The sequence below is a fragment of the Mycobacterium arosiense ATCC BAA-1401 = DSM 45069 genome (genome assembly GCF_002086125.1).
Classification (GTDB): Bacteria; Actinomycetota; Actinomycetes; order Mycobacteriales; family Mycobacteriaceae; genus Mycobacterium; species Mycobacterium arosiense.
In genome coordinates, this window is sequence record NZ_MVHG01000029.1 from 25,306 (window position 1) to 44,606 (window position 19,301).

At 64.6% G+C, this 19,301-nt stretch carries 22 protein-coding genes and 1 pseudogene; 6 read left to right on the forward strand and 17 right to left on the reverse strand.

Annotated features, from left to right (window positions below):
* Positions 1 to 2: 2 nt before the first annotated feature.
* The 3 genes from BST14_RS13715 (at position 3) to BST14_RS13725 (ending at position 2,279) form a co-directional block, all read left to right on the forward strand.
* On the forward strand, positions 3 to 464 hold the full coding sequence (locus tag BST14_RS13715) for a MerR family transcriptional regulator (protein WP_036473376.1): 462 nt from the start codon (positions 3 to 5) through the stop codon (positions 462 to 464).
* A gap of 107 nt (positions 465 to 571) precedes the next feature.
* Positions 572 to 1,522 (forward strand): HipA domain-containing protein, encoded by a 951-nt coding sequence (locus BST14_RS13720; protein WP_036473378.1) that lies wholly within the window; start codon positions 572 to 574, stop codon positions 1,520 to 1,522.
* A complete protein-coding gene (locus tag BST14_RS13725) occupies positions 1,512 to 2,279 on the forward strand; it encodes an HIRAN domain-containing protein (RefSeq protein WP_051641667.1) in 768 nt (255 codons plus the stop codon). The genes BST14_RS13720 and BST14_RS13725 overlap by 11 nt, the downstream gene beginning before the upstream one ends.
* A 146-nt stretch (positions 2,280 to 2,425) precedes the next feature.
* Here the strand turns inward: BST14_RS13725 and BST14_RS13730 are convergent, their stop codons facing one another.
* Positions 2,426 to 2,983, reverse strand: coding sequence for a hypothetical protein (locus BST14_RS13730; RefSeq protein ID WP_036473380.1), 558 nt, complete (start codon positions 2,981 to 2,983; stop codon positions 2,426 to 2,428).
* Positions 2,980 to 3,771 (reverse strand): hypothetical protein, encoded by a 792-nt coding sequence (locus BST14_RS13735; protein WP_139813871.1) that lies wholly within the window; start codon positions 3,769 to 3,771, stop codon positions 2,980 to 2,982. Before BST14_RS13735 ends, BST14_RS13730 begins: the two co-directional genes overlap by 4 nt.
* 297 nt (positions 3,772 to 4,068) lie before the next feature.
* Between BST14_RS13735 and BST14_RS13740 the strand changes: the two genes are divergently transcribed.
* Positions 4,069 to 4,536, forward strand: a complete 468-nt coding sequence (locus tag BST14_RS13740) for a hypothetical protein (RefSeq protein WP_051641668.1) — start codon at positions 4,069 to 4,071, stop codon at positions 4,534 to 4,536.
* 42 nt (positions 4,537 to 4,578) lie between these two features.
* Here the strand turns inward: BST14_RS13740 and BST14_RS13745 are convergent, their stop codons facing one another.
* The gene (locus BST14_RS13745) at positions 4,579 to 5,580 is read right to left on the reverse strand and encodes a type VII secretion target (RefSeq protein ID WP_081284047.1); all 1,002 of its coding nucleotides are present in this window, start codon (positions 5,578 to 5,580) and stop codon (positions 4,579 to 4,581) included.
* Positions 5,498 to 5,814, reverse strand: a pseudogene (locus BST14_RS31585) (type II toxin-antitoxin system PemK/MazF family toxin). Before BST14_RS31585 ends, BST14_RS13745 begins: the two are co-directional and overlap by 83 nt.
* On the opposite strand from BST14_RS31585, the gene BST14_RS13755 reads away from it, so the two are divergent.
* The gene (locus tag BST14_RS13755) at positions 5,813 to 6,127 is read left to right on the forward strand and encodes a hypothetical protein (protein WP_036473388.1); all 315 of its coding nucleotides are present in this window, start codon (positions 5,813 to 5,815) and stop codon (positions 6,125 to 6,127) included. The pseudogene BST14_RS31585 and the gene BST14_RS13755 sit on opposite strands and share 2 nt — an antisense overlap.
* 1 nt (position 6,128) lies before the next feature.
* On the opposite strand, the gene BST14_RS13760 is transcribed toward BST14_RS13755, so the two are convergent.
* The 3 genes from BST14_RS13760 to BST14_RS13770 are packed head-to-tail and all read right to left on the reverse strand — an operon-like array spanning position 6,129 to position 6,935.
* Positions 6,129 to 6,452, reverse strand: a complete 324-nt coding sequence (locus BST14_RS13760) for a type II toxin-antitoxin system PemK/MazF family toxin (RefSeq protein WP_036473389.1) — start codon at positions 6,450 to 6,452, stop codon at positions 6,129 to 6,131.
* Positions 6,449 to 6,691 (reverse strand): hypothetical protein, encoded by a 243-nt coding sequence (locus BST14_RS13765; protein ID WP_036473390.1) that lies wholly within the window; start codon positions 6,689 to 6,691, stop codon positions 6,449 to 6,451. The genes BST14_RS13760 and BST14_RS13765 overlap by 4 nt, the downstream gene beginning before the upstream one ends.
* Before the next feature lie 46 nt (positions 6,692 to 6,737).
* Positions 6,738 to 6,935, reverse strand: a complete 198-nt coding sequence (locus tag BST14_RS13770; protein ID WP_036473391.1) for a hypothetical protein — start codon at positions 6,933 to 6,935, stop codon at positions 6,738 to 6,740.
* 554 nt (positions 6,936 to 7,489) lie between these two features.
* Between BST14_RS13770 and BST14_RS13775 the strand changes: the two genes are divergently transcribed.
* Positions 7,490 to 7,801 carry a hypothetical protein gene (locus BST14_RS13775; protein WP_139813872.1) on the forward strand — a complete coding sequence of 104 codons (312 nt, stop codon included), beginning with the start codon at positions 7,490 to 7,492 and terminating at the stop codon, positions 7,799 to 7,801.
* Between the two features lie 110 nt (positions 7,802 to 7,911).
* Here the strand turns inward: BST14_RS13775 and BST14_RS13780 are convergent, their stop codons facing one another.
* The 10 genes from BST14_RS13780 to BST14_RS13825 all read right to left on the reverse strand — a co-directional run bounded on the left by BST14_RS13780 (position 7,912) and on the right by BST14_RS13825 (position 19,265).
* On the reverse strand, positions 7,912 to 8,868 hold the full coding sequence (locus BST14_RS13780; protein ID WP_036473395.1) for a DUF1444 domain-containing protein: 957 nt from the start codon (positions 8,866 to 8,868) through the stop codon (positions 7,912 to 7,914).
* Entirely contained in the window at positions 8,868 to 10,397 is a 1,530-nt protein-coding gene (locus tag BST14_RS13785) for a hypothetical protein (RefSeq protein ID WP_036473396.1), read from the reverse strand. The genes BST14_RS13780 and BST14_RS13785 overlap by 1 nt, the downstream gene beginning before the upstream one ends.
* Positions 10,394 to 10,924 carry a hypothetical protein gene (locus BST14_RS13790; protein ID WP_084954312.1) on the reverse strand — a complete coding sequence of 177 codons (531 nt, stop codon included), beginning with the start codon at positions 10,922 to 10,924 and terminating at the stop codon, positions 10,394 to 10,396. Before BST14_RS13790 ends, BST14_RS13785 begins: the two co-directional genes overlap by 4 nt.
* Positions 10,921 to 12,117 carry a C2 family cysteine protease gene (locus BST14_RS13795; RefSeq protein ID WP_051641670.1) on the reverse strand — a complete coding sequence of 399 codons (1,197 nt, stop codon included), beginning with the start codon at positions 12,115 to 12,117 and terminating at the stop codon, positions 10,921 to 10,923. Before BST14_RS13795 ends, BST14_RS13790 begins: the two co-directional genes overlap by 4 nt.
* A 220-nt stretch (positions 12,118 to 12,337) precedes the next feature.
* Positions 12,338 to 13,801, reverse strand: coding sequence for an FAD-dependent monooxygenase (locus BST14_RS13800; protein ID WP_036473399.1), 1,464 nt, complete (start codon positions 13,799 to 13,801; stop codon positions 12,338 to 12,340).
* Positions 13,802 to 13,840: 39 nt separating this feature from the next.
* The gene (locus BST14_RS13805) at positions 13,841 to 15,502 is read right to left on the reverse strand and encodes an FAD-dependent monooxygenase (protein WP_158085874.1); all 1,662 of its coding nucleotides are present in this window, start codon (positions 15,500 to 15,502) and stop codon (positions 13,841 to 13,843) included.
* 37 nt (positions 15,503 to 15,539) lie between these two features.
* Complete coding sequence (gene bioB / locus BST14_RS13810) at positions 15,540 to 16,634, reverse strand: biotin synthase BioB (RefSeq protein WP_244904178.1); 1,095 nt, start codon at positions 16,632 to 16,634, stop codon at positions 15,540 to 15,542.
* A gap of 197 nt (positions 16,635 to 16,831) precedes the next feature.
* Positions 16,832 to 17,266, reverse strand: a complete 435-nt coding sequence (locus BST14_RS13815; protein WP_225337328.1) for a type II toxin-antitoxin system VapC family toxin — start codon at positions 17,264 to 17,266, stop codon at positions 16,832 to 16,834.
* Complete coding sequence (locus BST14_RS13820; RefSeq protein WP_139813873.1) at positions 17,257 to 18,504, reverse strand: hypothetical protein; 1,248 nt, start codon at positions 18,502 to 18,504, stop codon at positions 17,257 to 17,259. The genes BST14_RS13815 and BST14_RS13820 overlap by 10 nt, the downstream gene beginning before the upstream one ends.
* Before the next feature lie 326 nt (positions 18,505 to 18,830).
* Positions 18,831 to 19,265: a hypothetical protein gene (locus tag BST14_RS13825; RefSeq protein WP_142279400.1), complete on the reverse strand. Its 435-nt coding sequence runs from the start codon at positions 19,263 to 19,265 to the stop codon at positions 18,831 to 18,833.
* Between the last annotated feature and the right edge of the window lie 36 nt (positions 19,266 to 19,301).

The window sequence follows — 19,301 nt, forward strand, 5'->3', positions numbered from 1 at the left end:
CAGTGACCAATCCTCAAGAGCCGCAAGGCCTCAAGCTCTCCGAGGCCGCGAAACTCTGCGGTATCAGCGCTGACACGCTGCAGTTGCTGATCGCTGATGAGCTGCTGCCGCAAGCGCTGAGATCTGCCCGCGGACACGCCTACCTGCCCGCGGCCAATGTGCCCACCTGGCAGCACTGCCGACAGCTCGTGCTGCGGCAGCGCGACCGACACCTGCAACGCGCGGCGGATTTGATCGCGCGCGTCGAGGTCGAGCTCGAGGCGATCCGCAACGACATCACCGAGGCCCGCGACCACCCGGCTGAGCCCCTTGGCGTCGATCTCCTCGGCGCCACGAGCTATGCGACCTACGGGAACACCACCACTACGCTGGCGGCCACACTGCAGCAACTCGACCTGGTGCGCATGCAGATCGTCCGTTATCACTCTGCGTTGCAGGCGATTACCGACAAGGACCGCGGCTAAAAGCGCTCGCGGGGGTTCATTTGAGCCGCGGCCCACGGTTGGAGACCCCCGTGCTTGTCGCCGGCGTTGTTGACCCTGCCCGCTCGTATGGGTGTTTACGCTGGGTTGTGGCATTTACCGTCGTCGACCTCGCCGGGGCGGGATGGGTGCGTGGTGAACGCGAACCTGGTGGTGATGAAAGCAAGCGGTGGTTCATTCCCCCCGAACGCAGCCCGTACGCGGGCCGAGAGTGGTTGTTCAAGCCGCGCCGAACCAAGGAGTTGTTGCTCTCCACACAGCGCCAACAGCGTGGAGACACGCCCGACGTGCTGGTCCGAGGGGACGACTGGGCGGAGAAGATCTCATTCGAACTGGCCCACCTCATGACGGTGCCGGCCGCGACAACGGAATTGGCCCTGTCGGTGCAGCTCAGCGATCACCGACCGGTCCGGGGCTCGATCAGCCGCGATGTGCGGCCGAGTGGGTGGGTGCTCAGCGCAGGAGCGAGTCGGCTTGAGGAATTCGACGACGCCTTCGACGCCGACACTGGCCACGGACACACCATGGACGCGATCGCGCAGGCGCTCGCCGGGCTGAGCGGGCCACCGGAAACCCCGTACGAGGCGTGGCCGGCGTTCGACGTATTCGTCGGCTACCTCGTGTTGGACGCCTGGATCGTCAATACCGACCGTCACGCCTACAACTGGGCGCTGGTCCAGGCGCCGAGCGGCGTCATGCGCCTGGCCCACAGCTTCGATCACGGCAGTGCCCTGGGCAGCGGGTACGGCGAAGCCCTGCACGCGCGGGCGCTCGAGGAGGGCATCGAAACATGGTCCCGACGCGGGAAAGCCTCTCGGTTTCCTGACTCAGGCCCGCTGACACTGGTCGAGCTGGGGTTGCATGCGCTTCAGGCGGCAAGCCCACCGGCGCGCGCCCACTGGATGCGGCAAATATCGCAGGTCAGCGACCATGCATGCGAAGATATCGTGCAATCAATACCCGACATGTCAGAGGTAACCCGTAGGTTTGTTACCGAAGTTCTCGCAGTGAATCGGAGGCGGCTGATCGATGGCGCATAGCGGTCTTCTGATTCGCACCAACGGGATCCGGACTCCCGCAACGGTGGCGCGGCTCATCGTGACCCGACGCGACCCTGACGGCACGTATCGGGCAATAGGCTTCCTCGACAAACTCGTCGACGGAACCTTCGAGTTCGCGTATTTGCAGGCGGCAGTGCGGCATCCGTCGTTTGTGCCGCTGATCGGCTTCAGCGACGTCGGCCGCCGCTATCGTCGCGCCCACCTGTTTTCCGCGTTCGCCGAGCGCGTCATCGGCGCCAAGCGAGCCGACAGGCCACAGTACTTGGCGAGCCTGAACCTGGCTGAAGACGCTGATTCGTGGGAGATTCTCACCGCCTCGGGCGGATATCGAGAGGGCGACACGATCGAACTCATTGCGCTACCACAGATTGACCAGGCCAGGGGGCGCACCGAGGCGCGGTTCTTGGCGCACGGCATCCGTTACTGCACTGATGAGGCCAGCCGCGCAATTTCGGCGCTGACACGCGACACCGTGCTGGGACTACAGCGTGTACCCGACAACCCGGTGAACCCATCGGCCATCAGGATCACTCACCGCGACCTGCACTTGGGGTACGTGCCCGACCCCCTGATCGACTACGTCAGCGCAGTGATCTCCGGCGGCCAAGCGCGTCTAAGCGTCGTGCAGGCAAACCCTCCGGAGACCAACCCGCATTTGCGGCTCCTGCTGCGCCTGGATGGAGTACTCCGCGGGCCTTCGCCGTTCGATGGCCCACAATGGCGCACAGCGGCCTAACAGGCGATACGTTCGGGTAGACGCGGCGCGCTCGGGTCACACCTACCAACGCAGAAGAGAAGCATGATCACGCTTCTGGCTAGGCACAACGGACAGTTGTGCAGGGTCGAGCCTACGGCCGGCCAGCTGATTCGATAACGGCGATGTCATTGCCCGCCGACGTCGCCAAAGTGCTTCACAGGGGGCGGCCCAACGGGCACACGGGCGTGTAGGTTGCGCGCTTTGTCCCGTTCGTCGGGCCCCTCGGGGCGCGGCTCGTAGAGCAGCACCCAGCTGCTGAACCGGATCGCGAAGTTAAGTTGCTTGTCGAAAAAAGGGCTGCTGTAGACATACCGCTTCGCCTGCGAGAACGTGAAGAACACCTGGCCGCTCTCGTCATCAACTTGCGCGTCAATCCCAATGCTGTCGACTGCGGCGGTGAAGGGTTCGGCGTCGCTGGCCGCCAGGGACGTCAAGACTGCCGTCGAGGAGTGCTCTACGCGCTTTTGGCGCTGGTCTGTCGAGTCAAATCCGTGCAGTATGAGTGGGCTGGGAGAACGAAAAGTCTCGCGCACAATCTGGCCGGCCGCGATGGAAATCGTAAGGCTCTCAAGATCTTCCCTCGTCACGAGATACTGGACGTACGCGAGAGTGTTATACGGGTAGGGGCCGGCGACTGGTATGCGCAGGACCTGCGATTCTGGCGGGATAAGCGGTGCAGTCATCCCAGCTTCTTCTTCAAAGAAGCGGTGAAGTCGATGTCGGAGCGCGTCGGCTGGGCGACGGTGAGGGTCACGAGGTCGCCATGTGGTGCATCGAATAGGACACCGTCGCCGAGGCTGCCATCTTGTGCCACGGTGACTTTCAGTTCGAGCCCCTTGGGAGGTTCGACGATTCGATATACAGCCCGGGTGGTTTCTTCATCGATGCTCACAGAAACAATCTCCCCAGGCGTAATCGGTGTGAGCACCTCAGTGAATTCACCGAATTGCCCGGGGCCACTATTTTTTTCGGTAATCTCCCGCCTATTGGCCACCACGGTGAAGATTCCCGAAACGCCAGCGGGATCCGGTGTAGGCGGCCGGAACCACTGTGTCGGCCACGAGATGGTGCCTGAGATCTCCGCGACCACTTTGCGTGTGGTCAGCACGATCTGGTAGCTGAAACGGGAAAGCGCCGACCACTCACCGATGAGGACGAGGTCAGTATGGAGCACAAGCTCGCCGGCGTCGTCCACGTCGACGGTCGCGGCGTCGGTGGCGAAGGTGTATTCCGATTCCCCATTGGCGACGCTCGCCAATCCGACGAACACCGCGGGCGTGCCTTCTATGTCGTCGACCCGCTCGCGCAGATGAAGAACGCACTTGTCCGCATGGCGGTTATCGTCGTTGATCTTCCAGTTCGGACAAGCTATCCCTGAGATGACGACGAGGTGGCGCCCGAGTACCCCAAGATCAGCGTCAATACGGCGATGACTTGTGACATCTCCGTCACGGAGCCGATCAAGATCCATGGACCCGATCTAAGCGGAAAGCGGGAGACCGCGCAGTCGTATCCGGCTATCGAGCCATGGCATTGGCGGCGGCCCGGCCCGCACTCGCGTCACCAAAACTCACCGGGCAAACGAGTACCTTATAGGGCCTCTGCAGCCATCGGTCATTGATCGACCGACGGTGTCCGCTCGGGTTGTTACCATCCGAATTTAGACGAATGCGATTAGTCTGCGCCGCAATTCTTTCCGGCCGATCTGTTGTCTACCGCTCCCCGTCCGAGGTTCGACCTGAAGGAAAGTAGCGAAGGATCCAAGATCATGATTACGCTTCTGGCCAGCCATAACGAAGAGCTGTACAAGATCGAGCCTTGGTGTGTGGCCGACATCGCCGACCTGGTCCGCGGCGATCGACTGCAAGTGCTCACCAGTAGCGACGGCGTGCTCGATTTCTGGTTCAGTCACAGCCCGTGGCTGCGGGTCAACCGTCAGGCGACGGGGTTGCTGCTGGCCACCACCCGCTTCACCGCCCACGAGGTGCCCCTGCTGCGCGGCGACATCGTCATCGCCGCCCACGATAGCGCCGGCGATCTTGCCAGCCTCACCGACACTCAGATGAGCCGGCTGATCAACAGCGAACACAGCTGGCGCGAAGAACGCATCCTGCGCCGCCGCTTCGACCGAGACCTTCGCGCGCAACGCCGTACTCGTGCCGCCGCCGAGGCCGCCGCCCGAAAATCGCTACTGGGGCGTGCTTTTGGGCGAACGCACACCCAGGGCCGTAGCTGACAAAAACCTCCCCGCCCCCAGGAGGGTTGGAAGGGGCGCGCGTTATTGCGGTGTGGTCTGCCCGGGCAGCATGCTATGCGGGTTATACGGCTCGGGAACCATATCTCCATGCCACAGATAGATCCCTGAGCCCGGCAGCCATTCGTCATACCCGTAGGGCGGCAAAGGGTTTGGCGTAACACCCGGCGAATACATCTTGGCGCCAGGGAAATCCGATTGCGGCACCCACACCCCCGACTTCGGGGTCAGCTCAACGTATTGGATCTCGTTGCCATGTTCGTCATAGAACGGCGCCGGGCCTAATTGATTGGGCGGCAGGACTTTCACCCCGGGGATCTCATCGGAGCGCACGAAACTGTGCGGAACTTGATCAGGATCTTTGGTCCTGTCGTAGATATCAACCCACGGCGGCGCATCGGCAGTGTTCGGCGGCCCCTTTCCGCCTTTGCCTGCGATGTAAGGCATGTGGCGTTTGTCGCCGGGCTTCCACGTCTTGGAGTCCAACGGCGTGGCCGGGGAGTCTTTGCCTTGCCCAGTACCGGGCAGATCGGTGGAGAAGTCCGCTGCCTTGTACCGCTGTGCGTCCTGGCCGTCGACCCGGGTGTAGGTGTCGGCGTGCTCAGTGAGCCGCTGGGCGTAGGTGTTGAAATCAGCAACCTTGGCCTGCACCGGCCCTTCAGCCTTGGCCAGACCGGCCGCGATCCCGACCGCGGTGGGATAGCCCATCGGTCCGTGGGTGTCGATCACCTTCTGCACCTCGTCGGCGGCCTGCGGCGAAATCTGCGCCGCACGGTGCGCCAACTGCGAATAGGCGTCAGCGAAGCGCACCAAATCAGCCGGATTGGCGTCTAACTCAGCCACACCACGTCTCCTACCTGGATCAATCCAACAACTAGCCCCGATTCTCCCCGATAACTGTGACACCAGGCGACACTTGCGCGCCGATTGCAGCGTCCTTTTCTCAAGCCCGCCAGTCCACAGCGACAGCCAGCGCCGCGCACACCGTCCGCATCGGCTCCTCAGCCAGTCGCCCCAGGCGGGCATGCAGCGCGACGACGGGAACGCAGTCGACCAGATCCAGGTTCACCGCCCCGGGACGGGACACGGGCTCATCCTCGGGCTGCAACACCACTTCGCTGGCACAGCCCGCGCACCGTCGTCGTGCACGGCGCCACCAGGACCCGCTGCAACCGTGCGATGGCCTCCATCACGCGCGAGCACTGCTAGTACCCGAACGGCGCGCGGCGCCGCCCTCGGCCGGTACGGTTCAGCCACGATGACGAAAGCACGCCGCTCCCCCTGGCTCGACGACCGCGCCGCGCTGCTGGTCTCCCTGCTCGCCGACCGGCACGGACTCACCGTCAGCGAGGACACCGCCCGCCAGGACATCTCTGACGACCTCGACCACGTCGCCCGCCTCGTGCGCATCGGCCGCCAGGCTGCCAAGGTCTACATCACCGACGACATGATCAGCAAGATGGCTGACCGCATCGCCGCCGCCGTCGCCGAACACCAGACCGCCACCGCAGCCGGGGGCATCGAGCATCAGCACGTCGTCGACCTCGACACCGAACGCCGCCGGCGCCGCTGAATCAACGGCCGCCCACCGCCACGATCAACGCGGCGCACACCGCCGCCATCCTCGAATCCGCTAGCCGACCCAGCCGCGTCCCCAGCGCCGCCACCGGCACACTTTCCACCAGATCCAGATTCACCGCCGCACGCTGGGGCACCGGATCGCCACTCGGGTCGAGCACCACCTCGCTGGCCAGTCCCCGCACCGTCGTCGTGCATGGCGCCACGAGCACACGCCGCAACTTCGGAATCGCCGCATCACGGGACAGCACCACGACAGGCCGCGCGCCCGAGCCGGGGATCTCGCACCACCACAGCTCACCGCGCGCCGGCAGGGTCATATTCGACCCGCAGACCGGCGCCAGTCGGCGACCTCGCCCCACTGGTCGGGCTCGTCGGCCGGGTGCTCGTCGTAGGCGGCGTAGCTCGCGTCGACCTCGGCGGCCCGGTTGGCGGCCAGGAGCGCCCCCAGGGCCTCATCGAACAAGGCGTGGTCCTTGGCGCCGGCCCGCAGTGTGCGCGCGCTGGCGAGCAGATCGGCGTCCACCGTTGTGCTCACCCTGGTGCGATTGCCGGGCATGGCATAAGTGTGGCACGCACGCGGGACACCAGGCAGGAGTCCGCGCTCACCGCGACGGCCGCCCGAAGGTCTCGCGCAGCAAGCTCAGCGCCACACCGGTAGCGGTGAGGGCCTGGCCGACATCGTGGGTGCAATACCCGTAGCCGATGCCGACGGCCACGGCCATAGCCGCGCGGGTGATCGCGCCCACCCGGCCACGCCGTTCGGATGTCGGTTCGGGGGTGGTGTCCTGATGCTCGGTCATCGGCTGTGTGGTCCTTCCATGAGATCAACGGTGCCCCTTCTTAGGCACCTACCTACGAAGTACCGACCCGAGCGACCGTTTCCGTCGGAACGATCCGGACGAATTTTAGTCGGAATCCACCCGCTCAGACCCCAGGTGTGGCTACCCACACCGGAGCCAGCGTCTTCTGGATAGGCGTCGCAGATCCTCCAGCGCCGCGCCCAGGCCCTCGATGAGCGGAAGGGGCATCAGCGCGTCGGCGGCTGCTGCTTTGCGAGGTAGGCCTGCGCTGCGGCCGATCGTTGGTGGCCGGCCGGAACGACCCGTCCCTCCAACTTGGCCGACGCCTTCACAGCGCGCATCGCAGAGCGTTTCACCGCAGCCTTCGAGACCACGACCTTCTTCGGCGTTCTACGTTCCACGGGGCACACCTCCTTGACGACTCGACCAGCGGATTCGATGCTACCGGCCCCGCGGGCGCCCACCTAGCCCGATGCGCGGCATCAACCACAGCGTGCTGCGTCGCCGGCCGCCTTCGAGGATGAATGTCGTACCGCGAGAGGATGATGCTTGGCATGACTGTCTTTGAGCTTCTGATGGCTTCTTCGGCGGTGTGTATGTTGCTCGGTTCGTTTATTTACCGTGCGGCTGCGACGTCGGAGGGCCAGCGACGGCGTGGTGTCGTCTATGGGCTATGGCTGACTGCGGGACTGCTTGGCGTCAGCACTGTCGTAGCTTCTGTGATCCGTTGTGCGACCGGAGGTATGGTCGGCTACGCGGCCGGTGAGATCGTTGCCGGAATTTTTTTCGGCGCATTGTTTAGCGCGGTGTCGGTGTGCTTGCTTGGTTTAACTGGATTTTGGGCAGTGGTTCGCCGCCACTTCTGATGCCGTTACTCGGACGACCGCACGGCGCGCTGACCCACCAGCCGCCCGGGCTTCCCGGATCACCTATCGGTGACCGTGGCCGGTAGAACCGTCGTCGGCCGACGCGGCGCTCAGGGCGCATTCAGCGGCACGGCGTGCAGGCGCAGGTACTCCATCAGTGCTGGTTCGGGCCACCCGGAGACCCGATAGCGCCGCGGGAACACCGCCGAGGTTGGCGCGATCCCGACCACGTCGACGACCACCGAGAAGGGCACCAGGAACTGCTCGTGGTTGTTGTCGATGAACACGATGTAGTCGACCTCGGGTAAGTCGTAGGTCACGCCTTCACCCCACACGGTGGCCGAGGCCAGGCCGTGCCCGGTTTCGATGACTTGCGCGGCCGCCACATACACCGCGACCAGGTCATCCTCGTAGGCCTGCTTCAAGAACTCGGTCTGTTCCTCGTATTGGCGAAACGCCGCGCACGTGCGCGCCCGCACTGCCAACCGTCTTAACGGATGCGGACCGGCCTTGTCGAAGGGGACCAGCCGCCCGCCGTGGACGGTGAATCCCTCTGGGGAGACCGGTCTTTCGGCCTCGCAATACATCTTCTCGGCGACCTCGAAGAACTTCGCCCCCTCATCAGGGTCGTCGCTGCCGATGATCAAGACGTCTTCGCTGGGCACAAACGCCACCGGGCGCGGACCCTCAGGCCGGCCGAACCCTGCCAGCCACCCGGGCGTCAGAATCGCCGAGCTGATGTAGGTCGCCTGCTCGACGTCGTAGAAGGCCGGCGCCTCGGTGCACGACACCTCGGTGCTCACCGGGTGAAGCGCTGCAACATTGTCTCGGCCGGCGGCGAAAGCCTCCCGCCAACTCACACCCCACTGCTTGGTGTTCGCGACGGTGACGATGAGGCGCGCCTGCGGGAAGTCCAGCGCCACCAACTCATGTGCGAACGCCGACACCGGCTGCCGCCACGCGACCGCCTCACCAGGTCGGCGCAAGCTGGCGTAGGTTGACGGCCGCAAGATGGACCGCAACAACGGCCTGGCTTCCTCCCAGGTTTGCGGTGGCTCAGGCAGCATCAGTGTCGTCCCCAATTCTCGATCGCCAGGACCGGGTCGCCCGGTCTGATCACCAACGGCGGCTTCGTGCCAGCGACCAGCTGCGCCAACGGCGAGGTGGGACTGTAGGGCACCTCGTAGCGTGTGATGTCGCCGCTGGCGTCCAGAATCAAGTTCGTCAGGATCTGCACCAACGTCTGCTTGCCTGCTCTGCCGCCGCTAGGCCCGGTGTCTGTCACTCCGAAACCTGTTGCGGGCAAAGGCCACACCGCGCCCCGTGAGTCGCGGAACATACCGCCGTCGCGCTCGTAGAACAATTCGGTCAGTTGGCCAGTCGCCGGGACCGATCGCCCCACCGTCGAGTAGATGGTGTCCCGGCTCGCCATGACCCAGCAGTGGGGATTGAACGGGTCCCGGTAGGTCATCATGTCCGCCGCGGCGGCGCGGTTGGCCCGCGCCCGCCAGAACCCGAGCTCGCGGCCATCAGCAGGCTCGAGGCGGGTGATCCATTCCTGTGCCAACGGATTGGAAGCGATGGGGATCGCAAGAACGTCGGAGATCGGGCTATGACCCACAAGCAGCTTGAGCATGTCCTCGGCGATCGCGGGATCGTCGCAGACTTGGTGCAGCAGCACCGCCACCTCCGCCTTGGTGATCTGCACTGCCGGGCGGCTGAGGTCGACATCGGCTACCGCGGCATGCAGCAGACCGGGCCGGGCGGGTATCTGCTGGCGATCCTGATCACCGATGCATCCCGATGCCGCGTCCCGGTTGAGGTACTCGATCGCACGGCCCACCAGAGAGCTCACGTATTCCGTCGTGTCGGTGGTGACAAGAGCTGCCAGCCGTCGCGGATCCGGGCCATCTCCCACCCGGGCTCGGATGCGCTGTACCGGGGCACCCGGCTGCCAGGCCGCGATCGCGTCGACGTTCCGCAACGCCGGCGGCCACCACGGGAGGTCGACCCGTAGGAGCCCGGCCACCTCGAACCAGCCGCAGGTGGCCACGCGATGATGGCGGTCTGCCACGGCGACGTAGGGCGCTGAACCGCCGTCGTTGGCCCTGTGGGTCGACATTTCCGGTAGGTAGACCGCCGTGGCCCACGGCAGGCGCGCCAACAACGGTGCGGCGAGCGGATAGAGCTCGTTTTCGTGCTGCTCGTGTCCGGCATAGGCCACCGCGATCGGGCCCCGTCCATCGCCGGGCTGCCACGCGTGCACGGCCATCCCGTCGACAACCTGACCGAACAGGAACGCGGCCGGGGCCAGTGCCGCGGTGAACGGATACAGCCGAGGGACCCGGTCCCGCAGTTCTGGTTGGTGCAGCAGAATGTAGTTGTAAATCGTTGCGTGCGACCACCGTTGAGCACCGCCAGGCTCACGCTGCGGGCTGGGCAGCCGGGGTGCGCGCCGCGGCAAGTCTGCGGGGTCACCGATATCGAGTAGCTCGGCGACGTCGCCGGCAGACAGCTCCGGCTGTGACCACCGGGTGCCCATCATGCGAAGCCAGTAGGCGTCGTCCTGGTCAATCCGATCTTGGTCGATGCTCATGCGCGCTCCGGTGTGAGGTCGAAGTAGGCGTAGACGTGGACTTGGTCGCCGGGCGCTGCGGGCTGCAGGGCGTCTTGAGAGCCGACGGCCAGGATCTGGGTGGGGTTAAACCACCGCTGTAACCGGTTGGTGCGCGACCACACCACGAATGCAAGGTCCTCACCATTGGGCCTGGTTTGCCCCGCGTTGTGAACCCGCAAGCTCGTTGCGGACAGGTAGCCGCCAACGCTGTTACGCACTGCGTCCCAGATGAAGTCGCCCTTGCTCGCCAGAAACCGTTCCGCGGTCGGCCGGTAGCCGGGCTCAACACCGGCGGCGAATTGACGCAACGCCGCTTCGGCACGGGCACGCTCGGGCCCGGGCACGGCATCGAGTGGGTAGGCGGAGCCGACGAACGGATACTCGGGCAGGCTGGCCAGCGAGGACGGCTTGTGCGCGAACACATACTGCGCCCCGATATATGCTGCGGCCGCGATGATGACCAATGTGGTTGCCGCCAAAGCCCATAGCTTTGTTGAACGGTTCATTTCCCCAGTTCTCCAATGTTGACATTGAACGTTGGATGGGTTCCTAGCCCGCCGAACTTGCCGGTCGGTCCGGAGCCGATGACATCGCCAAGCCGAACCTGAATCAGAGGGTTCCCCGGATCGTTGGGGTTGTTTCCCCAGGGGTTACGCAGCGTCAGCTGGGCGTCGCTGCCGCTGCCGCTGATGCCTTCGACGATGTAGACGTGAGTGTTCAGCAGTGGGCCACCGGTGGGGGTGGTCGAGATCGTCACCGGTTGATGACTTGCCAGCGCCCCTGAAATCGACTGATCGATGTGCTGATTGGTCCACCACACCTCCCGCGGGTCGATACTCACCCCGCGGTTACCGGTCAACGCCTGCAACGCATCTGGGGCTGAGCCGCCGCGCCCGATCCCGTAATCGAGTGCATGTCCGAGGTCATCGCCAGGGCATTGCATTTTCGCGTACGCCGACTCCATCACGCTGGGCCACAACGGCGCATTGGGCTGCCCGTTATCCAACCAACTGGCTCCGTGATGGTCGATATCGGTCTGGATGTCGTCTTGGGTGACCGTAATGTGTTGCCACGCATGGCCGTTCCACAACGTCACATCAAAGGAGTTGTTGTCCTCGTCGAAATGGACCCGGTCTTTGATCCACTGAGGGTTGGCCTCCGCGATCGCCCCGATCGTGGCGTCAAAGTAGCAGTCACCAACGCTGTCCTGCTTGATGTCGGCCGCCGAGGGCGGGTGAGGGAACAGATCTTTATCGGTCCAGCGCCGGTGAAACTCGATGCCACCACCGGTGTCCAGGGGAACCGGTCCTCCGTCGATGCCGGGCCCGCGCTCTCCGAAGCCCGCTTCATGGACATCGCCGGTGTGTCCGTTGGGTGGAGGGTTGCTGGGATCGAAGTCAAGACCGTCGAGTTTCGCGGTCCCGCTGCCGTCGGCGGTGGTGTAGGTGGCGGCGTGTTCAGTCAACCGCTGCGCATACGCGTCGAAGTCGTCGACCTTCGCCTGCAGCGGACCTTCCGCCTTCGCGAGTCCCGCAGCGATCCCGACCGCGGTGGGATAACCCATCAGGCCGTGGGTGTCGGCGATGCGCTGCACCTCCTGGGCTGCCTGCGGGGAAATCTGTGCCGCACGCGTGGCCAGCTCGGAATAGGCGTCGGCGAACCGCAACAGGTCAGCTGGGTTGGCATCGAGTGCACCCACGACCCCGTCCTCCTACCTGTTGTTTCGACTGCCGTTGATTGTCGCCGACGACAGCGACATCGCGCGCTGAACGGCTGCGCCGGTCCGGCTCGGCGCTGGCGGAGACCCCGCCACTACAGATCGCCGCGCGACTCCCCCGAGTTCTCGCAGAAATGAAGTCTTCCCCGGTTATGACCCGGGGGCCGGCGAAGCAGTTATGCCGCCCACCATCGATTGACTCTCAATTTTCCTTGAGCCCGAGCCGCGTAGTCAGGGCCGCGTGCAGGCCCGTATCGGTGCCATCTCCCACCCAGGCGATGTATCCATCGGGTCGAACCAATACGGCTTCGGGGGCTGTTACTTCGCCCAGAACGGGAATTTCCCACGGCCCGGCGTACTCGGCGTCGATGGCTTTCACCCGATGTGCCCACGAAGAGATGTCGAAATCCCAAGGCGTGCCGAGGTTGAGCAGCACCGCACGGGCGTCGTGGAGAAGTGTGAATAGTCGCAGTGGACCAGTGGGGGTGAGGAGGTCGAGATCAGGCATCCGGTGCCCGAGTAGTGGGTGTCCGTTGCCGAGGTCGTACTGAATGTCGAGACCAGTCATCATCGCGGCGATTCGCTTGCGCGGCTCGTCCATGTTCAGCAGCTCAGATACGGTGTCGCGCAACGCGTCGAGACGTTCGCCGGGGGCGATGAGCGCGGTTTGGGCCATGGTGTTGCGTAGCACACCAGCGGCGACCGGGTGCCGCTCGTCTTGGTAGGTGTCCAGCAGGCGTTCCGGCGAGGTCGTGTTGATGACCTGGGCCAGCTTCCAGCCCAGGTTCGCCGCGTCCTGGATACCGGTGTTGAGGCCTTGCCCGCCGACCGGGAAGTGCACGTGCGCGGCGTCGCCGGCTAAAAGCACGCGCCTGTCCCGGTAGTACGCCGCTTGTCGCGTCACATCGGTGAACCGGGAAACCCAGATGGCACTGCGTATTCCGTAATCGGTTCCGCGAACGGCGATAAGCGCATCCCTGAGTTCACGCAAGGTAGGCTCACCGGTTTGCTCGAGATGCGGTTCGGCGACCATGACCCGAACCGGCCCGCCATCCTCGAGTTTGAAGAATGAATGAAATCCGCCGTGTCGGTGCATGCCCCACGGCGGGTGATCGTCCATCTCGACATCAGCGAGCAGGCAACTCATCGATGGATCCCACCCCGGGAATTCGATGCCGGCGACTTTGCGGATGACGCTGCGTCCTCCGTCGCACCCGACAAGATATGCGGCCCGTAGCGGCGGGCCGTCGCAGATCTCGACGTCGACACGAGCGTCGTCTTGGGTGAAACTTTTCACCTCGCGGCCGCGATAGATCGGCACCCCCAACTCGCTCACCCAGTCGGCCAGGATGCCCTCGATGCGGTACTGCGGCAGCCCCAACCCATAGTTATGCCGGGTGGGCAAGTCGCTGATGTCGATCGAAATCCCTGAGTAGTGCCCGATCTGGCCCGTCCATCCTTGCGACAGGAATCGATCAGCAATCCCGCGCTGATCGAGAACCTCAATCGTGCGCGACGTCATCCCGCCCGCGCGCGAGCCGATCAACTCATCGCTGTTGCCGCGGCGCTCGACGATCGCAACGTCGATTCCTGCCAGCGCCAACTCACCGGCCAGCATCAGCCCGGTCGGGCCCGCGCCGGCAACAACTACCGCATGGTCTGCCACATGCAACCTTTCGTGTTCGCTGGTCCCCGGAAAGTCCAGTTACGTGCGGCGATCCAGGATCTGTTCGACGGCTTGAATGAGCGGCGCGCCGTCGCAGCAGCCGGCCGAGCTGCGCCAGGCGACATACCCGTCGGGACGCACGAGGACCGCCCCGTCGCAGCCGATTCCATAAAGGTCGAAGAACGTGTTGGTGTGGTCGGCCAATCCCGGATCGCCGATCGCGTAGCTGGCGATAGGCACGCCGAGCTCTCGAGCTGCAACCGCGGCTGCTTTTCGCCAGATCGTCCCGCCTGGACCGGTAAGCACCGTGAACCCGGCGCCAAAGAGATCGAGTGTGGAGACCGGTTCAGACTCGGCGCCGAGCCAGACATGTGGGGCCCGGCAGCCCGGTGTCGCGCAGGGCGCGTAGTCGCTGTAGTCGTCGTCGACGTCGGGAGCCGGTGTGCCATCGGAGATGACGGCGGTCGAGCGATACGCGGTGCCGAACTCGACGCCGAAATGATTACCGAAGCGTCGACTGGCCCGCTCGGCCTCCTGGGCACTTAGGTCACTGCTGGCCGGATAGTAGTAAGCCGCGGCAAGCCGCGCGAGATTGCCGTGATTCTGCAAACACTGTTCGATGGTGGTGATCGCGGGTTCTCGCCGCTCGTGCTCATAGGTCTCGAGCAACGACCACCCAGCCAGCCCACGCACGCACAGGGCCAACTTCCACATGGCGTTGTGCATGCCCTGCAGGCCGGTATTGACGCCCAGTCCCCCGGTGGGCGGAAACTGGTGAGCGGCATCGCCACACAACACCACGCGCCCTTGGACCCAACGATCGGCGACCGCGGCGTTCATCTGCCACAGCCCAACGCCTTTCACCTCAACCTCGAGATCTGGAACCCCGACCGCGCCGCGGACCCAGCTCCTCACCCGCTCGGCGTCCCAGAGCTCGAGCACCCACTGGTCAGGCGACACACCGATCTGACACAGCCAGCGCCCGCGCGCGTCCAGTGGTTGCAGCAGACCGGCGGCGTCGGGGTTGGCGACGAAAAACACGACTCCCCGGCGGTCTCCGACGTGGTGTTCGATATCGGCGCGGAAGTAGCAGTTGACGAAATGATGGATGCCCTGCTCGCCGTTCAAGGCGATGCCCAGCTGGCGACGTACCGTGCTGTCGGCACCGTCGGCGGCCACCAGCGCATCCCCGGCCAGGGTGTAGGTGTCTCCCGTGGCGGTGACGCGCACCGCCACGGCCGCCTCGACGTCGTGCTCGCGTGACCCGGACAGAATGTCGGTGACCTGGTGACCGAACCGAAGGTCGACGATGCCCGTGGCCCGTGCCGCGTCGCGCAGGATGGCTTCGGTCAGATCCTGCGACGACATGATCGGCAGCACCGGGCTGATCGCCGGCCCGGGCCCTTCGAAACCTCCCGTCTCGATCTGACCCACCTGCTGGCCGACAATCGTGTCCATATACCTCATCGGGCTCTTCCAGCCCGGCGGGGTATCGATGCCGCGCAGCCGTTGATACACCACACTTCCCCACCCTCGGGCGATCTCCATCGTCCGCGCATTCAGATTGCGCGCCTTGGGATGCCACGACGTCGAATCATGGCGCTCGACAACAACGCTGGGAACCGAGAACCTGGCGAGTTCCAGGGCGGCGGCCAATCCGACGGGGCCGCCACCGACGATGATCACCGGTTTGTGCGACACGATTGAGTTCACCTCGTTGTGCGAAGTCATCAACGGCTTAGGTGTTGGCCGGAGTGGTGGTGCCGGCACCGCGCTGGCGGGTGATGACCAGGTCGTGGCGCTCGACTGGCAGCGCGGGTTCCTCGAGGCCTTCGATCACGAAACCGGCTTCGGCAATCATCGCCCGATCGTCCTGGCCTGGCTGTCCTTGGCTGGTGAGGTAATCGCCGAGGAACATCGAATTGGCCAGGTGCAAGGCCAGCGGTTGCAGTGTGCGCAAATGTATTTCGCGTCCACCGGCGATGCGCACTTCGACGTCAGGGAAGGCGAACCGGAACATCGCCAGGATGCGCAGACAGCGTTGCGGGGTCAATTCCCAATGCCCACCCAGCGGGGTGCCCTCAAACGGGATCAGAAAGTTCACCGGCACCGAATCCGGCTGGAGCTCGCGCAATGCCAGCGCGACGTCGACGATGTCGTCGTCGGATTCGCCCATTCCAACGATGGCCCCTGAGCATGGCGACAGACCAGCGGATTTGGCAGCGGCGACGGTGGCGGCCCGATCGTTGAAGGTGTGGGTTGAGCAGATCCGCGCGTAGTTCTCTGCGCTGGTGTTCAGGTTGTGGTTGTACGCGTCGGCGCCGGCCCCACGCAGCCGCTCGGCTTGCCCCTGTTTCAGTAATCCCAGGCAGGCGCACACCTCCACTTCTGGGGCGGAGCTTTTAATCGCGGCGATCGTGTCGGCGACGCGCTCGATATCGCGATCGGCGGGCCCGCGGCCGGCGGCGACCAGGCAGATGCGTTTGGCGCCGGCGTCGATCGCGCAGCGCGCGTGGCCGGCGGCCTCATCGGGGTTGATCCAGGAGTACTTGAGGATCTCAGCGCTTGAGCCGCGTCGTTGCGAGCAGTACCCGCAATCCTCCGGGCACATACCGGATTTCATGTTCACCAGGTAATTGAGCTTGACCCGCCGACCGAAAAACTTGCGCCGCACCCGTGCCGCCGCGGCGATCACATCGAGCAGGTCATCGTCACTGCTTGCCAGCACGGCGAGCAAGTCGTCACGAACCACGCATCGTCGCTGCAACGCTGCGGCGGTCATCACTGACAACCGCTGCTCAAAGTCCGTATTCGTCCCGGCTGAGTCGTGCATAGGCTTCTCCTTTTCTGGTTGCCGATCAACGCGGTGGGCCCTCGGGCGTGCGGGATGTCGACCCGAAACGGGTTGTTTGACCGGCCCCGAACGCAAAGGCGTGTTGCTGGCCTCTCAAGCCCATGACGAGCGACCGTACACCAAATTTAAGAAAAATAAGAGTATCTTAAGGTAACATTAAGGGGGTGTGGACACGGCTAGGTGTCGTCGTAAGGCAGAAGCGTGAACGCTGGGCAGTGGCGAGGTTCCACGTTCCGAAAGTGCCTTAGGTCGACGGTCGCGACCTGGGTGATTTCGAGGCGTTCAGCAGTCGCAACGACCGATGCGTCCACCGTGCCGAGCGGAAATCCTCGGTACTGGGCGACCAGTTCGCGGATCCGCGGCCAGTCCTCATCGACGACGGGCTCCACCTGGAAGTCGTCCTCATCGAGGTCGTTGAGGAACTTCTGCTCGGCCACTACACCTAGGTCGCGACACAGAACATGAGTGACTTCCGCGATGACGAGCATGGGCACAATGAAAGGGCCCGAATGGGTTTCGAGAAAATCGAGGAACGTCTCGTGATGTTTATCGCCGGCGTTGCCGTAGGCGATCAACGGCCCGGCGTCGACGATGACCGCGGTTATTTCCACACCTCATTGGCCAGGATTTCGTCGACACGCTCGGAGCTATCACTGCGCGCGCTGCGCCCGGCGGCCGCGGCATGCAAACGCCGCCGGCGCCTCGCCGAGGGCCGCTCAGGATGTGGCGCTAACTGCGAGGCCGCCTGTTGACCGTTGCCGGTCAAGGTGAGCCAGGGACCCTCGGTCCACGCTGGCCGCCCGCCCTGTTCAACCTCCGCGGTGACTGTGTCCAAAACGGCGTTGAGGTGTTCCTGTTCGTCGGCCAGCGGCGTCGCGTCGCCGGTGGTCTCGTCTGCGAGGGTGATCAGGCCGTCGGCGGCCAGCGACCGCACCGCCGCCGCGGCATCAGCCCACGCTTGCTGCCGTGTCGCGAAGGGGCTTTCGTCGACGGCATGCCACAACGCCTGCCGCAGTGACACCGGTTCGGCCAGCGCATCGACCAAGACGCGTGTACGCAGCGCCGCATGCACCGCGACGCTGTCGCGCTCAGGCAACGTTTCAGGCCTCTCAGCTTCTGCCGACGCCGCGCTCGCCTCGGGGTGGTCGATGAAGCCGACCGGTCTGCCTTTCACGGGGCGATGGGAACGCTTCGGTACCGGCTCCCCTGGCGCGAATGTCCGCCGCATCGTGTCGTTGAGGAAGGGCTGGGCCCGCAGGCGTTCGTCGTCGACGACGAACCGTACCGACGGCAAGTGTGTGTGCATGGCGCCCAGCGTGTAGGTGTGTGTGCCGACGGGCACGATTAGCGGCTCAACGATGATCAGTTCGTAGTGCGCCCTGGGGTCGATGGCTGTTCCCGGCGCCAGAGTGAAGGCTTCCCATTCGCCCTCGACTGTGTCGCCTCCGACTAGGCGGGCAGCGTCTTTGACAGCTCGCGCGTCCCGGCGGCTCACCCTGCTCAAGTCGGGAATCACCACCGGCGTACCCGCGTATGGCTGCAGGCTCGCCAACGCGCGCAAGTACTCCATCAGCGATTCCGGGAACATTTCGTCCGAAGGCGGGAGCTCCTGGAAGTCGACGAACTCCCCCGACGCCCAGGACACCTGTAACACGTTCGGCGCCCGAAAGTCCTGAAGTAGCTCGATGCTCGGTAGCGCGTCAACAACTTTGGCCCCTACGATGCCGGCCCGTGTGAAAGTGAATGTTCCCGTCATCATCGCGGTGTCGCTACGCAGCTCGAACGACAAGAAACCGGACTTATCAGATCCGCGCTGGGTGACAACGGTTTTCGTGCTTTCAACGGTCACTGAAAGCAGCACGCTCGGGCCTGCGGTGTTATCGGGCCGTCGGACACGGAATTGCGCCTGATGAGCGTTGCGATCATCAGGGTTGAGCCAGAACGCGTGGCGGGCGCCCGCCATCGTCGTTGTGGCCGCCGGCGTCGAGACGGTCTGCTGTCGACGCACGCTGCTAGCTGGTGGTGCAACCCAACGCTCATCGACCGCAGGGACTACCGGAGTCGCCGGCAGTGCCGCGTCAAGCAATGAAGTGGGCGGCACTCAACGACTCCTCGGCGAATTCAACACTGCCGCAGCAGGATCGGCGTGGCATGCAAGGCGAGCGCCGCCTGACGTCAAGGCTGAGTGCGGGTCCAACATTCGGGAAGAACCTCCATCCAGCTGTTCGCGTCGACGCCCGCTAAGCTGCGATCGCGGCCGCGGATCCGCAGCGGATCGGTCTCCTCACGCAATCTGATCCGCTGTTTGAACCAGCTCCTCCAGTCGCACGGCTCGCCGCCGGCGGCAAGTCCGGCGCGATACCACGCGCCAATGAAGTCTCGGCCGCGCTGCTGGTCGCGCCACCAGCTGCTCTCTCTTGCACGGGCAAGGTTGATCAGCCCGGTCCGCCCGGCCGCCTCGTAAGCTTCCTCGACGGCCAACCGATCCTCATACCACGTCTCGAGCGCGAGCCGCCAGTCGCCGTTGGCGGCATACGGCTCCCACGGCCGACAGGGCCAGCCGGCCACCTCCATCGCCACCATCACATCGATGTCGACGTAGGTTTGCATGATGGGAACCGCGGCGACGCGCAGCAAAGCCGCGTC